The sequence below is a fragment of the Roseibium sp. genome (assembly GCF_025698965.1).
Classification (GTDB): Bacteria; Pseudomonadota; Alphaproteobacteria; order Rhizobiales; family Stappiaceae; genus Roseibium.
Window position 1 is genome coordinate 1 of the sequence record NZ_JAILWL010000032.1, and the last position, 23,373, is coordinate 23,373.

General features: G+C 56.6%; 19 protein-coding genes. 5 read left to right on the forward strand and 14 right to left on the reverse strand.

The window, feature by feature from the left end:
* The 3 genes from K5905_RS04415 to K5905_RS04425 form a co-directional block, all read right to left on the reverse strand.
* A partial coding sequence (locus K5905_RS04415) for an ABC transporter substrate-binding protein (RefSeq protein WP_297580688.1) occupies positions 1–841 on the reverse strand: 841 nt, incomplete at its 3' end.
* A 326-nt stretch (positions 842–1,167) separates the two neighbouring features.
* Entirely contained in the window at positions 1,168–2,022 is an 855-nt protein-coding gene (locus tag K5905_RS04420; RefSeq protein ID WP_297580689.1) for a tryptophan 2,3-dioxygenase family protein, read from the reverse strand.
* Between the two features lie 190 nt (positions 2,023–2,212).
* The gene (locus K5905_RS04425) at positions 2,213–3,316 is read right to left on the reverse strand and encodes an ABC transporter substrate-binding protein (protein ID WP_297580691.1); all 1,104 of its coding nucleotides are present in this window, start codon (positions 3,314–3,316) and stop codon (positions 2,213–2,215) included.
* A gap of 309 nt (positions 3,317–3,625) precedes the next feature.
* Here K5905_RS04425 and K5905_RS04430 point away from each other — a divergent pair, with 309 nt between their 5' ends.
* From K5905_RS04430 to K5905_RS04445, 4 genes are all read left to right on the forward strand, one after another.
* On the forward strand, positions 3,626–4,534 hold the full coding sequence (locus K5905_RS04430) for a hypothetical protein (protein WP_297580693.1): 909 nt from the start codon (positions 3,626–3,628) through the stop codon (positions 4,532–4,534).
* A gap of 110 nt (positions 4,535–4,644) precedes the next feature.
* Positions 4,645–7,977, forward strand: a complete 3,333-nt coding sequence (locus K5905_RS04435; RefSeq protein ID WP_297580695.1) for a DUF2126 domain-containing protein — start codon at positions 4,645–4,647, stop codon at positions 7,975–7,977.
* A 42-nt stretch (positions 7,978–8,019) separates the two neighbouring features.
* A complete protein-coding gene (locus tag K5905_RS04440) occupies positions 8,020–10,419 on the forward strand; it encodes a circularly permuted type 2 ATP-grasp protein (RefSeq protein ID WP_297580697.1) in 2,400 nt (799 codons plus the stop codon).
* Between the two features lie 42 nt (positions 10,420–10,461).
* The gene (locus tag K5905_RS04445) at positions 10,462–11,337 is read left to right on the forward strand and encodes a transglutaminase family protein (protein ID WP_297580699.1); all 876 of its coding nucleotides are present in this window, start codon (positions 10,462–10,464) and stop codon (positions 11,335–11,337) included.
* Positions 11,338–11,349: 12 nt separating this feature from the next.
* Here K5905_RS04445 and K5905_RS04450 read toward each other — a convergent pair whose 3' ends face one another.
* The 10 genes from K5905_RS04450 to K5905_RS04495 all read right to left on the reverse strand — a co-directional run bounded on the left by K5905_RS04450 (position 11,350) and on the right by K5905_RS04495 (position 22,342).
* Positions 11,350–12,408: an ABC transporter ATP-binding protein gene (locus tag K5905_RS04450; protein WP_297580701.1), complete on the reverse strand. Its 1,059-nt coding sequence runs from the start codon at positions 12,406–12,408 to the stop codon at positions 11,350–11,352.
* Between the two features lie 15 nt (positions 12,409–12,423).
* The gene (locus K5905_RS04455; RefSeq protein ID WP_297580703.1) at positions 12,424–13,410 is read right to left on the reverse strand and encodes a hypothetical protein; all 987 of its coding nucleotides are present in this window, start codon (positions 13,408–13,410) and stop codon (positions 12,424–12,426) included.
* On the reverse strand, positions 13,311–13,712 hold the full coding sequence (locus K5905_RS04460) for a hypothetical protein (protein WP_297580706.1): 402 nt from the start codon (positions 13,710–13,712) through the stop codon (positions 13,311–13,313). The genes K5905_RS04455 and K5905_RS04460 overlap by 100 nt, the downstream gene beginning before the upstream one ends.
* 40 nt (positions 13,713–13,752) lie before the next feature.
* Positions 13,753–14,985 (reverse strand): carbohydrate ABC transporter permease, encoded by a 1,233-nt coding sequence (locus K5905_RS04465; RefSeq protein ID WP_297580707.1) that lies wholly within the window; start codon positions 14,983–14,985, stop codon positions 13,753–13,755.
* Entirely contained in the window at positions 14,982–16,286 is a 1,305-nt protein-coding gene (locus tag K5905_RS04470; protein ID WP_297580709.1) for a sugar ABC transporter permease, read from the reverse strand. Before K5905_RS04470 ends, K5905_RS04465 begins: the two co-directional genes overlap by 4 nt.
* Positions 16,287–16,477: 191 nt before the next feature.
* A complete protein-coding gene (locus tag K5905_RS04475) occupies positions 16,478–17,827 on the reverse strand; it encodes an extracellular solute-binding protein (protein WP_297580711.1) in 1,350 nt (449 codons plus the stop codon).
* Between the two features lies 1 nt (position 17,828).
* Entirely contained in the window at positions 17,829–18,935 is a 1,107-nt protein-coding gene (locus K5905_RS04480; RefSeq protein ID WP_297580713.1) for a LacI family DNA-binding transcriptional regulator, read from the reverse strand.
* A gap of 398 nt (positions 18,936–19,333) precedes the next feature.
* Entirely contained in the window at positions 19,334–19,744 is a 411-nt protein-coding gene (rbsD, locus tag K5905_RS04485; RefSeq protein ID WP_297580715.1) for a D-ribose pyranase, read from the reverse strand.
* Positions 19,745–19,778: 34 nt separating this feature from the next.
* Positions 19,779–20,960 (reverse strand): GAK system CofD-like protein, encoded by a 1,182-nt coding sequence (locus K5905_RS04490; RefSeq protein ID WP_297580717.1) that lies wholly within the window; start codon positions 20,958–20,960, stop codon positions 19,779–19,781.
* Positions 20,961–21,085: 125 nt separating this feature from the next.
* Complete coding sequence (locus tag K5905_RS04495; protein ID WP_297580719.1) at positions 21,086–22,342, reverse strand: glycerate kinase; 1,257 nt, start codon at positions 22,340–22,342, stop codon at positions 21,086–21,088.
* Positions 22,343–22,543: 201 nt separating this feature from the next.
* Between K5905_RS04495 and K5905_RS04500 the strand changes: the two genes are divergently transcribed.
* Complete coding sequence (locus K5905_RS04500) at positions 22,544–22,933, forward strand: DUF427 domain-containing protein (RefSeq protein ID WP_297580721.1); 390 nt, start codon at positions 22,544–22,546, stop codon at positions 22,931–22,933.
* A 31-nt stretch (positions 22,934–22,964) separates the two neighbouring features.
* On the opposite strand, the gene K5905_RS04505 is transcribed toward K5905_RS04500, so the two are convergent.
* The coding region (locus tag K5905_RS04505) for an SRPBCC domain-containing protein (RefSeq protein ID WP_297580723.1) at positions 22,965–23,373 on the reverse strand (409 nt) is incomplete at its 5' end.

The following is a 23,373-nucleotide window of genomic DNA, read 5'->3' on the forward strand; positions in this document are numbered from 1 at the left end:
CCTGGAAACTCTCGACGAAGGCCTTGTTGGTATCGTTGTCGATGTCCTTGTTCCACTGGCTGGTGTTTTTCACGCCAAGCGCCGCATCGCCGACAGCCTGCAAGATGCCCTGGTCGAATGAGAAGGCTGGACCGACAACGGGAAGATCGACGCCGCTGTCCGCATACTGCTTCAGAAAGGAAATCCCCATCCCTCCGGGCAGAAAAAAGAACACGCTATCTGCATCGGAGGCGCGAATCTGTGCAAGTTCTGCTGCGTAGTCGGTCTGGCCAAGTTTGGTGTAGATCTCGCCGGCCAATTCACCATCATAGAAGCGCTTGTACCCGGTCAGCGCATCCTTGCCTGCCGGGTAATTCGGCGCCAGGATGAAACTTTTCTTATAGCCGGCTTCCTTTGCATAGGCACCGGCAGCTTCATGAAGATTGTCATTTTGCCAGGCGACGTTGAAATAATTCGGATGGCAGCCTTTGCCGGCCAGCGCGGACGGGCCGGCATTGGGTGACAGATAGAATTTGCCCTGAGCTGTAACAGACGGCACCACAGCCATGGCCAGGTTCGACCAGATAATCCCGGTCAGAACATCCACATTTTCCGACTGAACCAGTTTGTCGGCCAGCTGCACGGCGATATCCGGCTTGCGCTGGTCATCTTCAACAATGACTTCAATATCATTGTTCCCGGCCTGTTTCACCGCCAGCAGAAATCCGTCCCGAACATCAATACCAAGCCCTGCTCCACCACCGGAAAGCGTGGTGATCATGCCGACTTTTACCGGTTCGGCAATTGCGCCACCGGACAGGATGGCAAGCAGGCTTGCTGCTGCAGCAAGTCGTTTCAACATAAGATTTTCCCCTCGTTACAAGACCTGTATCGGCTCTCTGATGGAGCCATTGACGGACTACTCTATCGGCCTAACCGTCAATGACAACCCGGCAATTGATCGGGCGGCAATTGATCGGATCGGTCAAATGAATGCCTTGAAGATCCAGGATCGATAAGCCCCAAGTCATCCGCTCGGAAACAAGCCAAGCCCACGTTCAATTGGACTGCGCCGGCGTTACCAATGGCGATGAGCACTCTGACCCGACAGATCGAAGCCCTGCTGCGTTCCTTCGGGATAAAATGAATTTCCGTGCAAATGCCGTTGCAAATCCGCGAAAACCTGGCCTAAAGCGCAGTTCTCACATGCCAGAGTTCAGGAAACAGTTCGACCTCCAGCATGCGCTTCAGATAGGACACCCCTCCCGTGCCGCCTGTTCCGCGCTTGAAGCCGATCACCCGTTCAACCGTCGTCACGTGATTGAAACGCCAGCGACGGAAATAGTCCTCCAGATCGACCAGTTTTTCACCTACTTCGTAAAGCGCCCAGTATCGGGATGGATCACGATAAACGGTTTGCCAAAGCTCCATGATTTCAGGCAATTCCTTATGCGGCTCAGCGGACGGACTGGCCGTGACTGTTTCAGGCACATCCAGTCCCTGCCTGCGCGCGAAATCCAGAACAACCTGATAAAGGCTCAGTCGTTCAAGCTCTCCATTGAGCAGGGCAACGCTCTCCGGTTCATGTTGATGAGGCTTGATCATCGCAACATTCCGGTTCCCCAGCGCATACTCGATCAAGCGGTATTGCAGTGACTGGAAGCCGGAAGACAATCCGAGGTCGTCGCGGAATTGGGTATAGTCACTGGGGGTCATTGTCCGCAGAACGTCCCAGGCCGAATTGAGCTGTTCCATAATGCGGCTGACCCGCGCAAGCAGCTTCATGGCCTGCGGCATATGATCCTCGATTATCGCAGTTCGTGCAGCGTCAAGTTCATGCAGCATGAGCTTCATCCAGAGTTCCGATGTCTGATGCTGTATGATGAACAACAATTCGTCGGGAGCTTCGGAAAGCGGTTCCTGGGCCGTGAGGATCCGGGAAAGTCCGAGATAGTCGCCATAAGACATTTTGTCTGCAAACGCCATTTCGGCACCTTCGGTCGCCGGATTATAGGCGCCGCCAGGTTCTTTTTCGTCGGTCATCTGTCTCTCCCACAGGGCTCATAGCCCTTCTTTCAGACTTCTATACCTGCGGACGATAATGCTTGAAAAGAAGAGATTTCAGCAGGTTAAACGACCTGTCGACCTTTCATCGAAACACTCTCGGCCATCCACAGAGCTGTCGAAACCATAAAATAGACCGTCTTCGTCGGACGTTCGGACGAGAACCGGCTTAACTCCCGGCTGCGGCGAGAATTGCCTTTGCGGAAAAATCATAGTGGCTGTTGCCGTTTATGGACTTGCCGAATTGCGCAAAGTCGATCTTGTCCCAATTTCCGTCCCCAAGTCTGGACAAATACAGGCCGACATTATCGCTCCTGATCGGTGACATCTTGAACAGGACATTTACAACCACTTCACCGTCATAGCCGCGAAAAAAATGATCCCGCAACATTACGAGAGCCCAGGCACCGGCGAAAAAGTGACCGCCGTGGGTCATTGTCATCGTCTGTTCACGAACAGCCTGCATTCCACGCTGTGACCAGTTGAGCCCGGCGAACAATATATCCTTGCCCGGCACCAGATCAGCTCCCCGAGCCGCGCTCTGGGCTCCAAAGGCGATCGCGTCATTGGCGGCCCAGACCACGTCGACCTGCGTACGTGCAAGAACATCTCTGGTACGCTGATAGGCCGTCTCCTCATCCCAGTTGACCGGAATGGCATGGACCAGTCGCACATTCCTGTGGTCCGCCACCGCCCTCAACATACCCAGCTCGCGTTGCAGACCAGCAGGGGTGGTTGTGTCACCTGTCAGAGCCAGCAACCGGATCGCCTTGTTTTCCGGTTCGCGCTCCTGCACCTTTTCAAACAATGACAGCGCCATTTCATATCCGGCAATTTCATTGTCGGGGACGACCGAGCCCACGATGTTGTGCAGATCAATGCTTCGGCTTTCCAGAATGGTTCTTTGCTGCAGCGTAAGCCTGTTGAGCAGGAAAAAGACCTTACTCGGCTGCCCCGCCATAAGCTGCATCAATCTGGCGCCTGCCTGATTTTCATTCACCAGAACGAAGTAATCCGGAAGGTTCCCCTGCTCCAGGCGCTGCTGCAGCAACTCTTCCATGGCATAGGGCTGTCGGTCCGCATAAAGAATTTCCAGATCCGCATCCAGATCGATTGCCGCCGCTTTCATGGCGCGCGAAACTTCACCCCAGAAACCGGTTTTCCCGCCTGGATTGATAAACGTTACACTGAAGTCTGCGGCCTGGACTACGAAGGAAAAAAAACAGGCAAAACAAAAACATAACAACCGGGCAATCATCGTCTTCCCTTGCATCGCGCCTCCGACAAAGTCGCGGTTATCCTCGAACCGGCAATCGTGTTTCGACCCACAAATGATAGTCGCAACCTGTGCGTTATGCAGATTGAGCTATCATTTACACACACAAAATCGGACAAATGAACAGTTCCGGAAAAGGCGCTCAAGTCGGCTGAAGGCTACCCGAACGGCAGGTTGCTTTCACCATATTTTACCATCGATACTTTTGCTAGCCCTTTCATAAATATAATAAATTTACCGTAGAGTAAGAAAACCACAGCACACTTCGCGCCAAATTCGCTTTGGCAAAGCAGCAACGGAACGCAAATGCCCCGATTGATCCAGACCAGTGTGCTGTTTGTTTTGACTTTTCTCGTGTCAATCGTGTCTCCGCTGGCTGAACCTTCTCCTGAAAGCGTTATCACGCTGAGACCACAGAGCAGCGAGGACAGTCGCTATGACTATGCACAATCCCTGCTTGAAAAAGTGCTCCAAAAGGCAGGATCTACCGCGCCGGTGGCGCAGGCCCGAATTCACTTTTCCAGGGATCGCCTGCTGCAGGAGCTCATCAAGGGCGACAACATCCACGTCATTGCCGAAGCTCCAAAACCAGGCTGGGAGGACAAGCTTTTACCGATCCATATCCCGCTTCGCAAAGGTATCCAGGGATACAGACTGTTCCTCATCAACAAGCAGGATCAGGAAGCCCTTGCAACTGTCGATACGCTTGAAGAGCTCCAAACCTATCCAACCGGTTCCGGGGCACAATGGTCTACGCGTCACGTGATGGAGCGTGCAGGCTTTCAGGTAGTTACCAGTGCGGACTACGACGACCTTTTCAAAATGCTCAAACTGAGGCGCTTCATTACCTTCGGACGAGGTGTAAACGAAGCATTCAAGGAATTGGAGAGCTTTGCACACCAGAACGAACATCTGGCGGTCGAAGAGAGCTTGTGTGTTTTTGTTCTGCTGCCGACCTATTTTTTCGTAAGCCCGACACGTCCCGAGCTTGCGCGTCAGATCGAAACGGGGTTGAAGCGCATGATCGCTGACGGATCTTTCGATCAGCATTTCAGGCTGTTTCACCAAGCCGACATCGCGCGGGCGAATTTGGCCAATCGCAAGATTTTTGTGATCTCAAATCCGAATCTGAGCCGTCACACTCCCTTTAACAACCCCTCCTATTGGTTGAACCCCGATCTCGCGGCGACGGCCGGCAAAGGAATAGGCAGCTGATTCCGCAGCTCAGTGCTGAACGAGCTGCCTGCAGATTGACGTGGTGCTGATGGAAATTTTGTGAAACCCTATATGCGACTTCTAGTTCTAGCATTGACCAGGGTCTTTGAATGTCCATTCAAGCAAGCATTTATCACCTGACCCACTATCAATACGATAGGCCTGTTACCTTAAGTCCTCAGATCATACGGCTTCGGCCCGCACCGCACAGCCGGACTCGCGTTCTGTCGCACTCTTTGAAAGTTTCTCCCGGCGGACATTTCGTCAATCATCAGCAGGATCCATACGGAAACTGGCTGGCGCGATTTGTTTTTCCTGAACCGGTCCGCGAATTCAAGATCGAAGTGGACCTTGTTGCCGACATGGCAGTTTACAATCCCTTTGATTTCTTTGTCGAGGAAAGCGCCGAGGAATGGCCTTTCGAATACCCGGAGGAATTGCGCGAAGACCTTCAGATCTACCGGCGCACGGAACCGCTGGGGCCACATCTGACGGCTTTTCTGGAAACCGTTCCGAAAGAAAAACGTCGAACGATCGATTTCATCGTCGGCCTGAATGCCAGGGTCTCAAATGAAATCGGTTATGTCATTCGGATGGAACCTGGGGTTCAGGCGCCGGAAGAAACCTTCGAGAAAGGCACTGGCTCGTGTCGGGATTCCAGCTGGCTTCTGGTTCAGGCTCTGCGCCATCTCGGGTTTGCTGCCCGTTTCGTCTCCGGTTACCTGATCCAATTGAAACCCGATCTTGAAGCATTGGACGGTCCTTCGGGTACAGATCATGACTTTACAGATCTCCACGCCTGGGCGGAAGTCTACCTTCCTGGTGCCGGCTGGATCGGGCTTGACCCGACCTCCGGGCTGCTGACCGGTGAAAGCCATATTCCTCTGGCAGCCACGCCACACTATTCCAACGCCGCCCCGATCGTCGGCATGGCCAGCCAGGCCAAAGTCGATTTTGCTTTCGACATGAAAGTTGCGCGGGTCGCCGAGCATCCACGCATCACCAAGCCTTTTTCCGAAGATTCCTGGGCAGCCCTGAACCGGCTTGGAGTGGAGGTTGATCGTATTCTGGCGCAGGAAGACGTACGTTTAACGATGGGTGGCGAACCCACCTTTGTTTCGATAGACGATTTTGAAGCCGACGAATGGAATACCGACGCCGTCGGGCCGACAAAACGGGATAAGGCGGATGTGCTCATCCGGCGCTTGCGAGATCGTTTCGCGCCCGGTGGCTTTCTGCATTACGGCCAGGGCAAATGGTACCCGGGCGAGACACTGCCCAGGTGGACATTTTCACTCTATTGGCGACGGGACGAAAAACCGATCTGGCACGATCCGGACCTGATCGCCAGTGAAGACGCCGACACCGGGGCCAATCCCCAAAGTGCCCAGGCCCTCCTGGAACAGATCGCTGACCGGCTTGATCTCGATGCAGACTTCGTTGTGCCCGCTTACGAAGATCCCGCTGTCTGGCTGGTGAAGGAAGCCAACCTTCCTGAAAACGTCACCCCGGCAAACTCCGAGCTGGAGGATGCGGAAGCACGTCATCGCATTGCGCGCGTGTTCGACCGGGGCCTCAGCAAACCGGCAGGTTTTGTTTTGCCCGTCCAGCGCTGGCAATCAAAAGCGACCGGAAAAGGCTGGCGCTCTGAAAACTGGAAAATACGCCGCGAGGCCCTGTTCCTGGTCCCCGGTGACAGCCCGGTCGGGTACCGCATTCCGCTGGAATCCCTACCGCATGTCCCCCCGGCCCGGTATCCCTACACGAACATCGCCGATCCGACGGTACCGAGACAGGACCTGCCCGAGTTTCCGGTCGGTCAGCGTTCCGGCCGCAAGCAGGAAATTGCGAGCTTCACCGCCAGCGACCCCGTTCAGGAACGGTTGGAACAGGAACTGCCGGAAGGTGATACCGACACAAATGCGGTCCGCACAGCAATTTCGGTCGAACCACGCGACGGGCGCCTTTGTGTCTTCATGCCCCCGGTAGAGAAGATTGAAGACTACCTGGAGCTGATATCGGTCGCGGAAGCCGCCGCCACCGACATGGGCATTCCTGTTCATATCGAGGGATATCCACCTCCACCGGACCCCCGGATGAATGTCATCCGGGTTGCTCCTGACCCCGGCGTCATCGAGGTGAACATCCACCCGGCGGCAAACTGGCAGGATTGCGTCGAGATCACCGAAGGCGTCTATGAAGAAGCGCGTCAGACGCGTCTTGGTGCCGATAAGTTCATGATCGACGGCAAACATACAGGCACAGGCGGCGGCAATCATGTGGTGGTCGGAGGAGCGACACCACTCGACAGCCCGTTCCTGCGTCGACCCGACCTCTTGCGCAGTCTGATCCTGCATTGGCAGCGTCACCCAAGCCTTTCCTATTTGTTCTCCGGGCTTTTCATCGGTCCGACGTCTCAGGCTCCGCGCGTGGACGAGGCCAGACATGACGGCCTCTACGAGCTGGAAGTCGCGCTGTCCCAGATCCATCGTCCGAATGAGGGACCTGCCCCTTTCCCATGGCTGCTCGACCGGCTCTTGCGCAACCTTCTGGTAGACGTAACGGGCAACACGCACCGCGCGGAAATTTGTATCGACAAGCTTTATTCGCCCGATGGCCCCACAGGCCGGCTGGGTCTTGTCGAATTTCGAGGCTTCGAAATGCCACCCGACCCGCGAATGAGCCTGGCACAACAGCTTCTTCTGCGGGCCCTGATCGCTAGGCTCTGGCAACATCCGCTTTCGGGCAGCCTCACCCGTTGGGGCACAGCCCTCCACGATCGGTTCATGCTGCCACACTACGTTTGGACAGATTTCCTTGATGTCCTGCGCGACCTCGAACATCACGGCTTTGCAATGCGTCCGGAATGGTTCGAAGCACAGTGCGAGTTCCGTTTCCCCTTTTGCGGGGAAATCGAGGTCGAGGGTGTCCATCTGGAACTGAGACAGGCTCTCGAGCCGTGGCACGTACTTGGAGAAACCGGAGCCATCGGTGGCACGGTTCGGTATACCGACAGTTCCACCGAGCGCTTGCAGGTGAAACTGACCGCAAGCGATCCGGACCGCTACACCGTCACCTGCAATCGCCGCATGATGCCCTTGCAGAAAACCGAAACAAACGGTGTGTCTGTCGCCGGTGTGAGATACAAGGCCTGGCAACCGGCTATGGCTCTGCATCCGGTTCACCCGGTTGACGCGCCGCTGACCTTCGATATTTTTGACCGTTGGAGCGGACGGGCACTCGGGGGCTGCGTCTATCACGTGGCGCATCCGGGCGGACGAAGCTATGAAACGTTTCCGGTCAATGGCAACGAAGCCGAAGCGCGGCGGCTTGCCCGCTTCGAGCCGCATGGACACACACCGGGACTTTATGTTCCGGACATAGAACGGCCGCATCCGGAGTTTCCGTTGACCCTGGACCTTCGGCGGCCCCAGAATATCTGATCGCCCTCAACCAATGAGGCAACTCCGATTGGGAACGACTGAATGACTTTGGAAGAGACGGCGAGTGACAAGGGATATGGATTGCTGAAATCCTATCGCCCCTATCCCGGCGTTTCGGACGAATTGCTCGACGCGGTCGGGCAGGTCCGGTCGGTGTGGCGTCCCTTTCTCGATCACCTGTCCGCGTTGACGACGGAAGAAATCAGCGACCGGTTCGCAAGGGGCAACCAGTATCTCAACGATGCCGGTGTCTATTTCCGGCAATACGGGCAGGACGGAGCCCATGAGCGGGAATGGCCGCTCAGCCACATTCCCGTAATCATCAGTGAAGACGACTGGCAAGTTATCGCTGACGGTCTGGTGCAGCGGGCAGAACTGCTGGAACACGTTGTTGCCGATCTTTACGGCCAAAATCACCTCGTCTCGGAAGGATATCTGCCTGCCAGCCTGATTGCCCGGAGCCCTGAATGGCAGCGACCGCTTGTCGGAATTTCACCGAAATCCGGCCATTTCCTGCATTTCCTTTCATTCGAAATCGGCCGGGGGCCAGACGGCACCTGGTGGGTTCTCTCAGACCGGGCACAAGCCCCCTCCGGAGCCGGGTTCGCGCTGGAAAACCGTGTTGCCACAGGCCGGGTCTTCAACGAGTTTTTTGCAAAGGCCAATGTTCACCGGCTGGCAGGTTTTTTCCGCGCCTTCCGCGATCATCTTGTCGACCTGCGCGATGAAACGGACAGCCGTGTTTCGATCCTGACACCCGGTCCACTCAATGACACCTATTTCGAACATGCCTATATCGCCCGTTATCTCGGCTTCATGCTGCTGGAGGGGGAAGACCTGACCGTCAAGAACGGGCAGCTGATGGTGCGCACGGTGTCCGGCCTGCAACCCGTCAGTGTTCTTTGGCGGCGCCTGGACACCGCCTGGGTGGATCCGGTGGAACTGAACGAGACATCCCACATCGGAACGCCCGGTCTTGTTCAGGCGGTCCGGCAGGGATCGGTGTCAATGGTCAATGCCCTGGGCACCGGCATTCTGGAAACCCGCGCCCTGCTTGCCTTCCTGCCACGCATCAGCGAACGGCTCCTGGGTGAACACCTGAAACTGCCGAACGTTGCCACCTGGTGGTGCGGTGAGGACAGCACCCGGGCCTATGTCAAGGAACACGCGGAATCGATGATGTTCAGCCCGGCCCTGTCGACTGCCTTGCCGTTTACGTCGGCGCAGACGGATTTCATCGGACGGGATTTCGAAAAGTTCCACAAGGGGATCCTGGAAACCTGGATCGACAGCAAGAGCCACAATCTTGTTGCCCAGGAAGCGGTCACACTTTCCACGACGCCGGCCTATGACAACGGCTTGCTCGTTCCCCGGCCAATGAGCTTGCGTGTTTTCCTTGCCCGCACGTCCAGCGGCTGGGAAGTCATGTCCGGTGGCTTTGCCCGTATTGGCCGCACGGAAGATGCAAGCGCAATCGCAATGCAGGCTGGGGGCTCCGCAGCCGATGTCTGGATCGTCGGCGGCAAGAAGCCGAAAAAGGAAACATTGCTGCATCAGGCGGAATCGCCTTTCTTCAAGACCCAGTCAGGCGCTTTGCCCTCTCGGGCTGCGGATAATCTGTTCTGGCTCGGCCGATATATCGAACGGGCGGAAGGTGCCGTTCGCCTGCTGCGGGCCTATCATGCGCGCCTTTTGGAAACTGCCGACCCCGACGCGCCTTTCGTTGCGCAAATAGCTGAATACCTGGAAGAAATCGGCGTCGCACCGGACAGCCCCGTTCCTGAAAGTCTTTGCATGATGCTGCAATCCGCGGTCATCAGCGCAAGCAAGGTCCGGGACAGGTTTTCCGTTGACGGCTGGCTGGCCCTGAACGACCTGGCTCAGACGGCAAATGGCGCCCGGCGCGCGCTGCGCGTGGATGCCGACGTTCCGAGGGCCATGGGCCTGCTCCTGAGAAAGATCACCGGTTTCTCGGGCCTGGTCCACGAGAACATGTACCGGTTCACGGGATGGCGTTTCTTGAGCATTGGCCGTGCCCTGGAGCGGGCACACCGGATGGCGGATCTCCTGTCTGTCTTCACTGCGCCCGATGCCCCCGAAGGATCACTGGAACTGCTTCTGGAAGTCGGAGACAGCGCCATGTCGATGAGTCGCAGATATGCCGTTTCGCTCAGTCAGGGAACGGTCCTGGACCTGCTGGCCATGGATCCCAAGAACCCGCGTTCGGTCATGTATCAGCTGACGGACATGAAAGAGCATGTCGGCATTTTGCCGGACGCAGACGAAAACGGTTATCTTTCCGATCTGGCCCGCTCGCTGTTGCAAGCACATACGAACCTTGCCATCGCAACCCCGGAAACGCTGACCCCGGAGGCTCTGGCCGACCTCAGGGACCGTATCTCATTCCTCTCGGTGGAACTGACAGATGCCTATATCCGTTGACCTGTGCGCCGCGGTTCCCAACCCCATTGCATCGAGGTTCCTGTGCTCTACGATCTGAACCTTGAAATCACGTATGACTATGCCAGCCCGGCCAATTCGGGGCGTCACGCCTTGCGCCTTTTGCCGGCCACTCTTCCTGGCGAACAGAGGCTCGTTTCGGGAAATATCCGGCTAACCCCAGGCCCGTCGGAGCGCAGGGACCGGAACGATTTTTTCGGTAACGCTGTCACGGATGTGGTGTTTCGCAAGTCCCACAGTGAACTGTGTTTCAAACTGAAGGCGAGAGTTGACCGGATTACCACACCGGATGAATTCGACATTTCACCGCCGCTCCATGCGCTTCCCAGGGAACTTGCCAACATTCAGGCCCTTCATCCGGATGAGCCGGTTCACTTTCTGGCACCTTCACCTCGATTGCCATTGGCACCTGCTTTTGCTGTGTATGCGGAAGAACATGTCGATGCCGGAATGAGCGTCGTTTCGGCGGTCGAAGCCATTGGCAAGGCCCTGCATAAGGACATGGCCTTTGATGTAGATGCGACAACTGTCGACACGCCAGCTCTCGAAGCCTTCGAGCGCCGTCACGGTGTCTGCCAGGACTTTTCCCACATTATGATTGCCTGCCTTCGCAGCATCGGCATTCCGGCCGGTTATGTCAGCGGTTTCCTGCGCACAATACCACCAAAGGGCCAGCCAAGACTGGAAGGCGCGGACGCCATGCACGCCTGGGTCAGGGCATGGTGCGGCATTGAGATCGGCTGGATCGAGTACGATCCGACCAATGCGTTGCGTGTCGGCCAGGATCACATCGTCGTCGCACGGGGCCGGGACTACGGCGATGCGGCTCCGGTCAAAGGGGTCCTGCGCACGGCCGGGTCGCAAACCACCGACCATAAGGTCGATGTCATTCCACGCTGAACGCACCGGCTCTCAGCGAACGGCTTGGTCCTGATCATCGAAGAAATGCATGCGGCTTTCATCGAACCTGAGCCCGATATGCGCGCCTTCTTCAACCGTATCGCTGCCGCTGATCCGCACCAGGATAGTGTCCAGACCATCGAGGGCCACGTACAGGAACGTATCCGCGCCGAGATATTCTGCGACTTCAACGGTTCCCGAGCAGTGTCCTTCGTCAGCACCGACGACGCTCATATGTTCCGGACGGATTCCCAGCCTGACCGGGTCCTGCGAGACACCGGCATGTGGATAATGACCGCCACCATGCCCCTGCAGCGAGAACCGGTCTCCTTCAACGGAACAGGGCAGCACATTCATCTTGGGTGAACCGATAAACTGCGCGACGAACAGATTGTCCGGGCGTTCATAGAGTTCGCGCGGCGATCCCACCTGTTCAATCCGCCCGGCCTGCAACACAACGATCTTGTCGGCGAGGGTCATGGCCTCGACCTGATCGTGGGTCACATAGATCATGGTCGTGCCGAGGCTCTTGTGCAGCCGTGCAACTTCGAACCGCATCTCAACGCGCAAGGCCGCATCAAGGTTCGACAACGGTTCATCGAACAGAAACGCGCTTGGTTCGCGCACAATCGCTCGACCGATGGCAACACGCTGACGTTGACCTCCCGACAGTGCTTTCGGGCGCCGGTCGAGATAATCGTCCAGCTTGAGTACATCCGCTGCCGCATTCACTTTTCGGTCGATCTCATCCTTCGGAACGCCCGCAGTCTTGAGGCCGAAGCCGACATTTTCACGCACCGACATATGCGGATAGAGCGCGTAGGACTGGAACACCATGGATAGTCCGCGTCCTGAAGGCGGCAATGCGGTCACGTCCTTATCGTCGATCTCGATCGAGCCCCGGCTGGACTCTTCCAGGCCGGAAATCAGACGAAGCAATGTCGACTTCCCGCAACCGGACGGACCGACAAAGATCACGAATTCTCCGTCTTTGATGTCCAGGTCGATGCCCTTGATCACCTGGAGATTGCCGAACCATTTTTCGACCTTGTTGAGCTGGATCGCTCCCATGTTCTTTCCCCGATCTTAAGCTGCTTGTTCCGAATGCGAGCGCGACGCCCAGGTCAGCCAAATGGCTGCCGTCCAGGAAAAGGTGCCGCCACCTGCCCCTGTCCCGTCTTCCGGGCTGAAATACTCCGCAAACCCGCTCGTCTCGATGAGGCTTGCCGTATCCGCTCGAAGTTTCTCTGCACGCGTGCTGTCACCGGCCTCGGCAAAGCCGCGGGCAATCATGTAGTTGATCATCGCCCAGACGGGTCCGCGCCAATAGCGCAGTGGCTCGTAACGTTCGTGATCCGGGTCATAGGACGGCATCATGTAGCGGACCTTTGCGGCCATCCGATCGAAATGCTCCTGAAGCGACCCGAGTGTCCCGCTGTCGCAAAGCCCGGCATAAGGAGCCAGAAAACTGGCGCTGGAAATCCCGTCCGTTTTCTTGCCCGAACGTTGATCCAGCGCGACATGCGCTTTCAGGTCTTCATGCCAAAGCACGCTGGCGCCGGCCTCCATCCTGGAAATCCAGCCCCGGATTTCTTCCGCCTCGGCGTCGTTCCCAAGGCGCTCGGCCAGTGCAAGTAGATCCCGGTTGGCGCGCAAAAAGATGAAGGTCACCCCTGGATCCGCAACAAAGAACGGACAGGTTCTGGCAACCTCTGCCGGATCCCAGTCGACATGTCGGCAAGCCGCCATGATGCTGAGGTAACGGTCGTAATCTTCCTTGTGCGGACGCATTGCCGGATCGACATGTGACGTATCCTTGCGCTCGTAGGGCGCGATGTCCTTCACCTCGACCTTGCGCAACGCGTCATCCCAGTCCGGCAGGTTGTCCCGTCCGGATTCCCACGGATGGATCACGGCCAGAACACCGAGACCTTTCGGATCGCGATAGGAAAGAAACCAGCGATGCCACTGCATCAGACCGGGCAACAGTGCGGCCGCCCGCTCAAGCGCCCTGGCTCCTGAAACAGCGTCTTTTTCGGCATCGACAAGATCCCGGATAACAGTAGCTGCCACAGGAGGCTGTGAATGGCCGGAACTTGGGATCGGTCCGCCGTCGGTTCCCCAGACCGAAGGACCGGGAAATCCTTTCGGAACAGGATGTGCGGCACCATTCCGTCCCGCCACTGTCCTTCGAACAGCATCTCGATTTCCCGCCAGGCACGGTCCCGGTCGAACTCGGCAAATCCAAGTGCGACAAAGACCGAGTCCCAGTTCCACTGGTAGGGATACAGCCCTTTCGTCGGGATCGTATAACCACCCTGATCGTTCTCGGTCAGAATGGACTTGGCTGTTTGATCTAACTCTGCGTGCGACACAGGATACTCCTTGGGCTTCTTTTGAGCCCTTGTTGAACATTCAGCCCTTGACACTGCCGGCCGTCAGGCCCTGGACCAGGAAGCGCTCGAACCATAGAAAAATGAAAAGGACGGGCACGGTCGCAATCACCGCGCCCGCCATCAGGTGCTGACGAGGCACCTCGGAGGAATTCAGGGACACGACCCCGCGCGACAGCGTGAAGATGTCCGGATTGTCGAGGAACATGAATGCGAACAGGAACTCGTTCCAGGCAATCATGAAAACATAGAGAGACACAGACGCCAGAGCCGGCAGGGACAATGGCAACGTGATCTTCAGGATCACGCCGACCCGGCTCAGCCCATCCATCAGACCGGCTTCTTCCAGTTCGGACGGCAGTCCCCGAAAGTAGCCCTGCAGCATGTAAAGAGCGACCGGAATTGTGGTTGCCGGATAAACGATGAGCAGACCGGTCAGCGTGTTGCGCAGACCAAGCTGTGAGAACACGGCATAAAGCGGAATAACCAGAACGATGGCCGGCACCATGTAGATCAGCAGAACCGACCGCGCCAGAAATGCCTGACCGGGGAACCGCAGACGTGAAACCGCATACGCGCCCGGTACTGAAAACAGCAGGGTCAGAACCACTGTCGACACCGACACATAGGCGGACACCATCAGATAGCGGCCAAAGTTAAATTGGGTGAAGAGCTCCACGTAGGAGCGGAACAGTCCATAAATGCCTTGCGAAAAGTCGATCGACAGATCCAGAGGATTGGCAAGCAGCGTCTGCTGGCTTTTCAGAGATGTCATGACCATCACGTAAAATGGCAGCGCCACAATGATTGTGAAGATGACGAAGCCGACCCCTTTGGCAATCCGGATATAGATGACTTCCCGCTCGTATCGACTCATCGCTCCAAGACGAGCGCCGGACAGACAGATGTGGTTCGCTGCCGTAACCCCGAACACCAGCAGCGCCAGCGCAAGGGCCTGCCACACGGGAACCACGCTAAGCGGCAAGGTGAAGGGCGCCGCGAAAGACGCCACCATCAACACAAGAAAGACCGTGATCGCCGACAGGCCCCAGGCCGGCAGACCGCCGGCAGTTTCCGAGGAATTCCGCCAGACATACACAAGCGCGCTCAAGAGGCCCGCAATCCCGGCTGCCGTGGCTTGCGGCAAGGCGACTTCACCGGTGATCAGCGTCAAGGTGACACCGATGACGACAATGGCGGTAAAGCCCCAGATCAGGCCGGTGACGGCAGCAAGCAGAACACTTCCCGGTCTCATAGCCCTTCCTCCTTCGGTGAGAAGCGGATGAACAGGGTCGCGAAGGTAACCAGCACGACGAAGACGACCACGGCAACCGCCGCCCCGGCGCCAAGGTTGGAGAGCGCAAAGCCCTGTTCGTATACATCCACGGTCAACGTGCGCGTGCCCGCGTTCCCGCCGGTCAGCAGGAAGATGTCGTCGAACTTGTTGAAGGTCCAAATGAAGCGCAGCAGGAAGAGGACCGACAGAATGCCCATCAATTGCGGCAGCGACAGGTACCAGAACTGCTGCAGTGGCGTTGCTCCGTCCATTTCGGCGGCCTCATACATATCGGTGTTGATCGACTGCATGCGCGCCAGAATGAACAGGAATGACAGAGGAAAATACCGCCAGGCCTCAAACGCAATTACCGTCGTCAGCGCCAGCGGAAATTCCATTGGAATACCGAAGAGCGAATACTCAATTGCCCGCTGGCCGAAGAAATTGATCGGATCCGCAATCACCCCCATTTTTGTCAAAAGCGCATTGACGGTTCCTGAAAACGGGTCGAACAGAACCACCCAGGTAAAGGCGACCGCGATCACGGGGGAGACATAAGGGAACAGAAAAAGCCCGCGCAGGAAGCCCCGGCCGACAAACACCGTGTTCAACAGCTGGGCCGCGAACAATCCAAGCACCAGTGCACCCGCCGTTCCGAAAATCGTGTAGTAGAACGTCACTCGAAGCACTGACCAGAATTCATCGGCGCTGAAGATCCTGGAGAAATTCTCCAGCGTGAAGTCAAAATTTGTGAGCACATTGTTAGCATCGCCGGTCACAGCCGGTTTGCTGGCCCGCTCCGGCCGATTTGTGGAAAGAAACGTGTCGGTTACGGTCCCCTCAATCCTGAGCCTCTCTCTCCAGCCAGGCTCCACGGTACCGATTGTGCAGGTCAGAGCCTGACCATTGAGCGCGCACATCTCGGGCAGCGCCGCCACATCGAAACCTGCAGGAATTTCGTCCGTCACCACAACATCCCGGATTTCCTCTTCCTGGGAGGAGTTGCGCAAACGATACTCAAGCGTCGCACTGTCACCGGCAGCTTCAGGACGCCCGCGCACCCGTTCGTTGACCAGCACGGTTGGTGGACGAAGGTCGGCAAGCTGCACCGGCTTCACACTGATCCAGAAATTGGCCAGAAGTGGACCGGCAACGATCATCAAGATGATGGCAAATGTGGGAGCCAGCATCAGATAGGCCAGCCACATTTCGCGGCGCTGCATCGGCCCAATGCCCTTCGGCGGGCCCAGGGAAGCGGACTGTTGGTCTTGTACGCTCATAATTTCAGCTCTGCATTGGCGCCTTTTCCGGCATCTGAGATCCGGTGGCATCGAGGCAAACCACTCCTGTCCTCCCGCTATTCCTGCAGGAGGTCAGAAAGGTGGAGACCGGGCAATTCAAAGAACCGTTGCCCGGTCCGGGTTTGTATTTGAAGGGTAGCCCCGCCCGCTGAAGGACGGGACGCACATCGTTACTGGACCTTGGCCAGCTCTTCGTTGAGTTTGGCCACTGTTGCGGCTGCGTCGCGCTCATCGTCGATGTACTCACGGACCAGCCGGTTGATAATCTGGCTGTTGATGATCTTGGACGCGAGAGACAGCTGCCCTTCCGTGACACCCCAGCGACTTGCAGTATCCAGGCCGGAGACAATGGTCTTGATCGTTTCCGGATCATAGAGTTCTGTCAAAGGGGCCTTACGATCAACGCCGACCGGCAGTTTCGCCCAACCGTCCACAAATGCGGTGGCGTTGTCCTTGTTGCCCCGACGGATCGGGAATTTGCCTTCGGGTGCAATCGAAAGGGTCGACATGTAGCCGTCATCCATCGAGAATTCGACAAACTGCATTGCCGCTTCCGTGTCGGCGTCATTGGTGATGCCGAAGTATCGCACGTCGCCCCAAGCCGCACCATCAGGATTGGATGGGCCTTTGAGAGTGGTGACAACTCCGGTCTTGGACGCCAATTCCTTGGAAGTCGGATCGTCGGTGATGGTTGGCGGTGCGCTGTCGCGCAGACCGGCCAGTTCGTCGAGAATGAACGGTGACCAGATGATCATCGCTGCCTTGCCGGCAAAATAGAGTTCGCGGGACTGTTTCCAGAAAAGGTCTCCCGGAGGCGACGCTTTCGCTATGGCCTTGTAGAATTCCAGCGCCTCGATGGTTTTCTTCTCGTCCAGCGCCTTGAACCCGTTGCCATCGACCGGTGTGATGCCGTTTGCCAGAAGCACATGCTCCAGAACCTGGCTCATGAAATTCTCGTCGATCTTGGTCGCGGCGACAAAGGCGAACATGTCCGGCGGGTTGTGAAGCTTTTCAACTGCGGCAAGGATGTTTTCGTAGCTGTCCGGTGCCTCCAGACCGTTTTCATCGAACAGGTCCTTGCGGTAGACAACCATCTGGGTCCAGCCATCGACCGGAACAGAAGCAATACCACCTTCGACTGCTGCCATGGCGACAGCGCCGGGTGCGAACGTATCGGTGCCGAGATTTTCAACGACCTCAGTTGCAGCTTCCGTATCCAGAATTCCCGCTTCCGCCCACGGCAGGGCATATTGAAGCGTGTGATAAATCACGTCCGGTAAATCACCGGCTGCGAAGGCAGCAGTCGCACGTGTGCCGAGATCTGATTCAGACACCGGAATGACTTCCACTTCGATGCCGGTCTTGTCCTTGAACGCAGCCGCCAATTCTTCCTGTTTGGCCAAGCGCTCGGGCTGTTCTTCCGTCGTCCAGAAGCGCAACGTATCGGCCTGTGCACTCGTCAGACCGAATGCGAGCATGCCCGCGACGGTCGAGGCCAGGAATGTAGTCCTCCCAAACATATTACTCTCCCTTATTGCCAGGATATGGCTGTTGTTTCAGCCGGTTCCGGAGCGCGTTTGCCAGCGCATCCGGTGTCATTGCCGGAGGGCCATCGGAAGCCCGCCGGATCAGGTTTGCTTTCGCAAGAGCCTGCAGATCTTCAGGATTTTTGCCGTCCAGGACATCGATCAGCATCCGCGCCACACGCCCGCCGGCTTCCTGGGCACTTTGCGAAAACGTGGTCAACGGCGGATCAAGGTATTCTCCAACCGGCAGTCCGTCATAACCGATCACCGTGACATCGGCTCCAGCCGCAAGGCCGAATTTCCGGCAGAACTGAACAGCACCGATGGCGAGCGCGTCCGTTGCGCATAAAAGAGCTGTCGGCGGCGTTTCAAGCGACAGGAGCGCCTTTGCCCCGGCGAATCCGCCTTTTTCGCTAAGCGCCTGCAGGTTCTCAAGCTCCGGATCATGACTCAGGCCCAGCGCTTCCAGTCCCTGCCGGTAGCCGTCCCGGCGCTGCAAGGCGAAGTTCAGTTCCAGGGGACCGCCAAGGAAGCCGATCCGCTCATGCCCCAGGCTGTAGAGATGCCGCACGCCATCTGCAAACGTTGCGATATTGTCGATATCGAACCAGGCATAGGTTGACGGATCACCTGTCCGACCGTGAGCCACAAATGGAAAATTCTGTTCTTTCAGGTAGGCGATACGCTGATCATTGACTTCGGTCCGTGTTACGATGAACCCGTCCACTTTCCGCCGTGCAATAAGACGCTTTAAAGACTCGATCATGTGATCGCGCGAATGCGCCGTCGTCACCAGAAGATCGAGGCCGAGTTCGTCCAGAGCCCTTGCGATCCCGTCGATGAACTCGGCCAGAAACGGATCGGCGCCACTGCCGTGGCCAACCGGAATGACGATACCCAGCGTGTCCTGTCGGCCGCGCTTCAGATTCCGTGCCGTGGCCGAAGGCTGGTAACCCAGTTCCTGCACAGCCTTGAGAATGCGCTTGCGTGTGTCGTCGGAAATGTCCGTGTAGTTGTTGAGAACACGCGACACGGTGCCTTTGGCGACACCGACATGTCGGGCCACATCGTCAATTGTGACGGAACCGCGTGCTCGCGACATTGATCCTCCCGGAGAGCTTTGTTGCTCTCGACACATTCCTCAACGCGTTTCCACTCAAAAGGTGAAAAGGCAAAACGTCTGTTTTTGTTGAAAAAAGTGTTACAAAACCGATTTTGTAAGTCAACAAAATCGGTTTCGGTGATTTGAACTATTTATATCGCACCGCGGGAAGATGCTGTCGTTGCAACAAAACATGGGAGAAAATGGTTTCGGAATCTGAGCGGCCAGCAACATTGAACTGGCGGCCGGAGCGCTGACATTCCCGTTGAAGCATCTGTCAGTCAGTTCGCCTCAGCGCTTTGCTGCAAGGCAGAGCGGCTCCGGCACAGGCTCATTAAGCCGGCTCCTGAACCAAATCAGATCACCGTAGAACAAAGCGAAGTCAAACAGGCATGTCGTCAGAACGGTACGCCCGACACCAGAATGATGTTTGCATAAGGTGTGCACTCACCCGTGCGGATCACGGCACGTGCCTTGGCCGTTTGCTCCTTGAAGGCTTCATGCGAAACGCGGGCATGCTCAATCGGTTTTCCCGTCTCGGCCGCCCAATGTGCCAGTTTCACTTCGATGCGGGTTGAAAGGTCCGGGCCTGCTTCGTTTGCAAAAATCGCCTGCTCAATGATCAGTTCCTGCGAAAGGGCATCAAGCACATCGAAGAACCCCGGAATTCCAGGAGAAACGGCCAGATCGATGACGGCAACATCGGACGGAACGGGCAAACCTGCATCCGCAATCACGATCTCATCAAGATGCCCGAGCGAGGCAACCAGTTTGCTCAAGTGACGGTTCAATAGCGGTGTGCGTTTCATGGCACCGTTCTCCTTAAGGCTGCCTGCTCTTGGGTCAGGTCAGCGATACCAGGGCTTCGCAAAGCGGAACCGGATCGTAATATGGTGCTGAAGTGCGACTTATCAGGTTCAATTTCAAGACGGTAATGCCTTGAGCTGCGACTTCTGTCGTTTCATCCTCCGGGACACTTTGATCGACGATGACGAAATTAAGCAGTTTTTCGGTCGGACAGTCCCCTCCCGCATCCCTTTGCAAATAGCCAAGCAGCGTATCCACCTTATCTGAAACGGTCATATCGCCTGTCTCCGGATCCGGTCCTAGGCTTGGAACATAAACCTTCGGCACGGTGCGCGAGGCTATGGCGTGACCGACCCCCTGTGGCAACAGGTTTGCAATCAGGCTCGTATAAAAACTGCCAGGCGCATAACAGATCAGGTCGGCGGAATGCATCAGGGTCCGGTTGCGGTCCGGAAACAAAGCAGACGCCGCCTTCACCTCGTTCAGGCTCCGGTTTAAAAAGAAGTTCTTTATCGGGGAAGTGAGCGCGGGATGCTCCTTTCCCGTGAGCCGGTGCTGACCGATCACCACCTCGCCATTGTTCAGCTCCGCACCCAGGTGCAGGTTCTCATCTGAAACCGCACGTACCGTTCCCTGAACGCCGACCAGTTTGGACACAAGGAAGATGATAGGCTCCAGCTGGTGGTTTTGATTGAGATAACCACCGGCAAGGATCAAATTGCCAATGCTTGCGCCGCGCAAATCGAAGCTTTGCGGACAGGCTGCCCGAAACACGCCGAGCTGGTTCTGGATCAGGTCGCGCATGGGCTGATCGATGGCAGCCACCAGAGGATGTGTTCCGGCGATCATGACATCAAGCTCGTCGACCAGGTCCGCTCGCTCGGCCGACTTCGCAAACCGATGCGTGAACAGACGAAAGATTTCCGGATGCCCGAGCACCGTTTCATCTGCCAGCGCCATCATCCGGCTTCGCAGATCGCCAATAGCTGGCATATCGAATGCAAGCCTGAGGCCCTGTGAACTGCCGCCGGAGTCAAAAGGTGTTACCAGGTGAATGGAATTATGCGTATAGCGTTTCAGACACTGCGAAACGCCGTTCAAGGCGGAGCCCCCGCTGAAAAATAGAAGCCGCGGTCCGAGCTTCGGATTGGAGAGAAACCGCTCAATCCTGAACTGATCGGGCATGCGCACGGCACGGGTGATGGTAATTTCGGACATTCCAACCCCTGAACGGGAAAAACCTTCAAGGTAGTGATAAGACCATAAACACATATTTGCGACGGGTTTATAATTTAAACCCGTCGAGATCAGACTGGTTTCACGTCAGCGATTGTCCCGACTTTCTATCCGATCCATATCGCCCGAAAGTCGTTGACATTGGTCAGGGTTGGACCAGTGACAACCTGGTCGCCAATGTGTTCAAAAAATGTATGAGCATCATTGATATCAAGGGCTTTTTCTGCCGAAACACCAGCGGCTTTCGCCTTCGTGAGAGTATCCGGGCCTATGATTGCACCAGCCACTTCTGCCGCACCGTCAACGCCATCCGTATCGCAGGCAATCGCGTGGACACCGTTTGCCCCTTCAAGTGCAAGTGCCAACGCCAGTGCATATTCCGCATTGGGACCTCCGACACCGTCCCCTCTGCGCGTTACGGTCAACTCCCCCCCGGACAGCAGGACCAATGGTCTTTCGATTGCTGTTCGCTCCTTCAGACGCTGAAGTGCAAGTGCCGCATGCGCTCTTGCGACATCACGTGCCTCTCCTTCAAGGGCATCTCCCAGAATTTCAACATCGCAACCATGCTCACCAGCGAGCGTTTTCGCCGCGTCCAGCGATTGGGAAGGTGCCGCAAAGATCGTGTTTGTCACGCGGGAAAGTTTTTTATCATCGCTCGGCAATACACCGGTCTCGGTATCCAGAACGCTTTGGACGCTGGCAGGCACCTTGATTTGCCAGCGGGTCAGAATGTCCTTCACATCCGCCGCAGTACTGGTGTCTCCCACGGTCGGGCCGGATCCGATTTCTGCAGGATCATCCCCCGGCACGTCGGACAATAGCAACGCCAGCATTTTCGCCGGATGGGCTGCGGCGGCCAGTTGACCTCCCTTGACCTGGCTCAGGTGTTTGCGCACCACGTTCATCTGACCGATCGGCGCTCCGGAACTCAGGAGTTTCTGATTGACCTCCTGCTTTTCCGCAAGGGTGATGTTACCCGCAGGCGCTGTCAGAAGCGCAGACGCACCGCCGGAAATGAGTGCCAGAACGAAGTCGTCCTTACCCAGGCCCTTTACCAGCTCCAGCATCCTGCGCGTCGCGATTTGTCCAGCCTCATCGGGAACCGGATGAGCTGCCTCGACAATTTCAATCCCCTTCGTCGGGCGCGCATAACCATATCTTGTAAGCACGAGACCGTCACACGGGCCCCAGATCTCCTCAACGGCCTCGGCCATGCGCGCAGAGGCTTTGCCCGCGCCAATCACAACGACGCGGCCATCCGGTTTTTCCGGCAGATGAGCGGCAAGACTTTTCATCGGGTCGGCCACTTCTACCGCCCGTTGGAACAGATCCCTTAAAAGTCCCTGTGCATTCTCGCTCATCCCGATACCACCTTTCACCTCAGTCTCAATTATTGCGTTGGAACGTTCTTTAACCAAAATTTCAAGGCATGATCGGGCCGGATCGGTCTTCTGACTCCGCAAAACCTGTCAAAACCACTGCTCACGGGAATGTTAGATTTTAGATTTTGCGTTTGTGAGGCAGCCACCTCACCTTTTGGGAAAGCCGACAGGAGTTGAGAAATGAACGTCCTTGCGACAGCTGCATTTGAAAACGCAGTACGAAACCCATCCAATCCCGACCACCTCATGGTCATCAAGGATGTGCCTCGCCGTATTCGAATTTATGCGAACGACACCTTGCTGGCAGACAGCACCAACGCTCTCAGGGTATTGGAAATCGGGAAATCCGTATACGATCCGGTGGTCTACATCCCCAAGACCGATCTGACAGCCGAGTTTGAGCCGGTCGAGAAGTCAACTTACTGTCCCATCAAGGGCGACGCCAGTTACGTCGCGCTAGATGGAGATGAAATCGGTTGGGTCTATGAAGCGCCTATCGAGATGGCAGGTCTGTTGAAATCGCACTTCGCATTCTGGCCTACAAAAATCCGTCTTGTCGAAGGCGACTGAGCGCTGACGGATCGGCAAACTGCAGACGGCATCACGCCGCCTGCTCACCCGAGACAACAGGATCGAGACATTCGACGATCCGATTCCAACCACCTTCGTGATTGTCACGGCTTTCCTGAGACGGAAATTTTACGTGCGTCAGCGTCAACTCTGTCTCACCGGCTGCGTCCACGAAATCAAGCGTCACCACACTGTCCGGTTCTGAAAACGGGCTTTCCCAGGTAAAGACCAGCCGACTGTGACGACTGATTTCCCTGTAGATGCCCTTGTGCGGTATTTGCTGGTCGCCTGCCTGCATGATGATTTCGAATGTGCCACCGACCTTGGGATCGGTTGTCGCTTTCGGCACGGTCATACCTGGTCCGGGTGTCATGAACCTTGCCAGCGTGTCCGGATCAAGCCAGGCCTCGAACACACGCTCGACCGGCGCTGAAAACTTT

Coding starts and splice junctions, on each gene's coding strand:
- K5905_RS04420 (WP_297580689.1), bottom strand. CDS start 2,022: ATGACCGACGAAAAAGAACCTGGCGGCGCCTATAATCCGGCGACCGAA.
- K5905_RS04425 (WP_297580691.1), bottom strand. CDS start 3,316: ATGCAAGGGAAGACGATGATTGCCCGGTTGTTATGTTTTTGTTTTGCC.
- K5905_RS04430 (WP_297580693.1), top strand. CDS start 3,626: ATGCCCCGATTGATCCAGACCAGTGTGCTGTTTGTTTTGACTTTTCTC.
- K5905_RS04435 (WP_297580695.1), top strand. CDS start 4,645: ATGTCCATTCAAGCAAGCATTTATCACCTGACCCACTATCAATACGAT.
- K5905_RS04440 (WP_297580697.1), top strand. CDS start 8,020: ATGACTTTGGAAGAGACGGCGAGTGACAAGGGATATGGATTGCTGAAA.
- K5905_RS04450 (WP_297580701.1), bottom strand. CDS start 12,408: ATGGGAGCGATCCAGCTCAACAAGGTCGAAAAATGGTTCGGCAATCTC.
- K5905_RS04465 (WP_297580707.1), bottom strand. CDS start 14,985: ATGAGACCGGGAAGTGTTCTGCTTGCTGCCGTCACCGGCCTGATCTGG.
- K5905_RS04470 (WP_297580709.1), bottom strand. CDS start 16,286: ATGAGCGTACAAGACCAACAGTCCGCTTCCCTGGGCCCGCCGAAGGGC.
- K5905_RS04475 (WP_297580711.1), bottom strand. CDS start 17,827: ATGTTTGGGAGGACTACATTCCTGGCCTCGACCGTCGCGGGCATGCTC.
- K5905_RS04480 (WP_297580713.1), bottom strand. CDS start 18,935: ATGTCGCGAGCACGCGGTTCCGTCACAATTGACGATGTGGCCCGACAT.
- rbsD (WP_297580715.1), bottom strand. CDS start 19,744: ATGAAACGCACACCGCTATTGAACCGTCACTTGAGCAAACTGGTTGCC.
- K5905_RS04490 (WP_297580717.1), bottom strand. CDS start 20,960: ATGTCCGAAATTACCATCACCCGTGCCGTGCGCATGCCCGATCAGTTC.
- K5905_RS04495 (WP_297580719.1), bottom strand. CDS start 22,342: ATGAGCGAGAATGCACAGGGACTTTTAAGGGATCTGTTCCAACGGGCG.
- K5905_RS04500 (WP_297580721.1), top strand. CDS start 22,544: ATGAACGTCCTTGCGACAGCTGCATTTGAAAACGCAGTACGAAACCCA.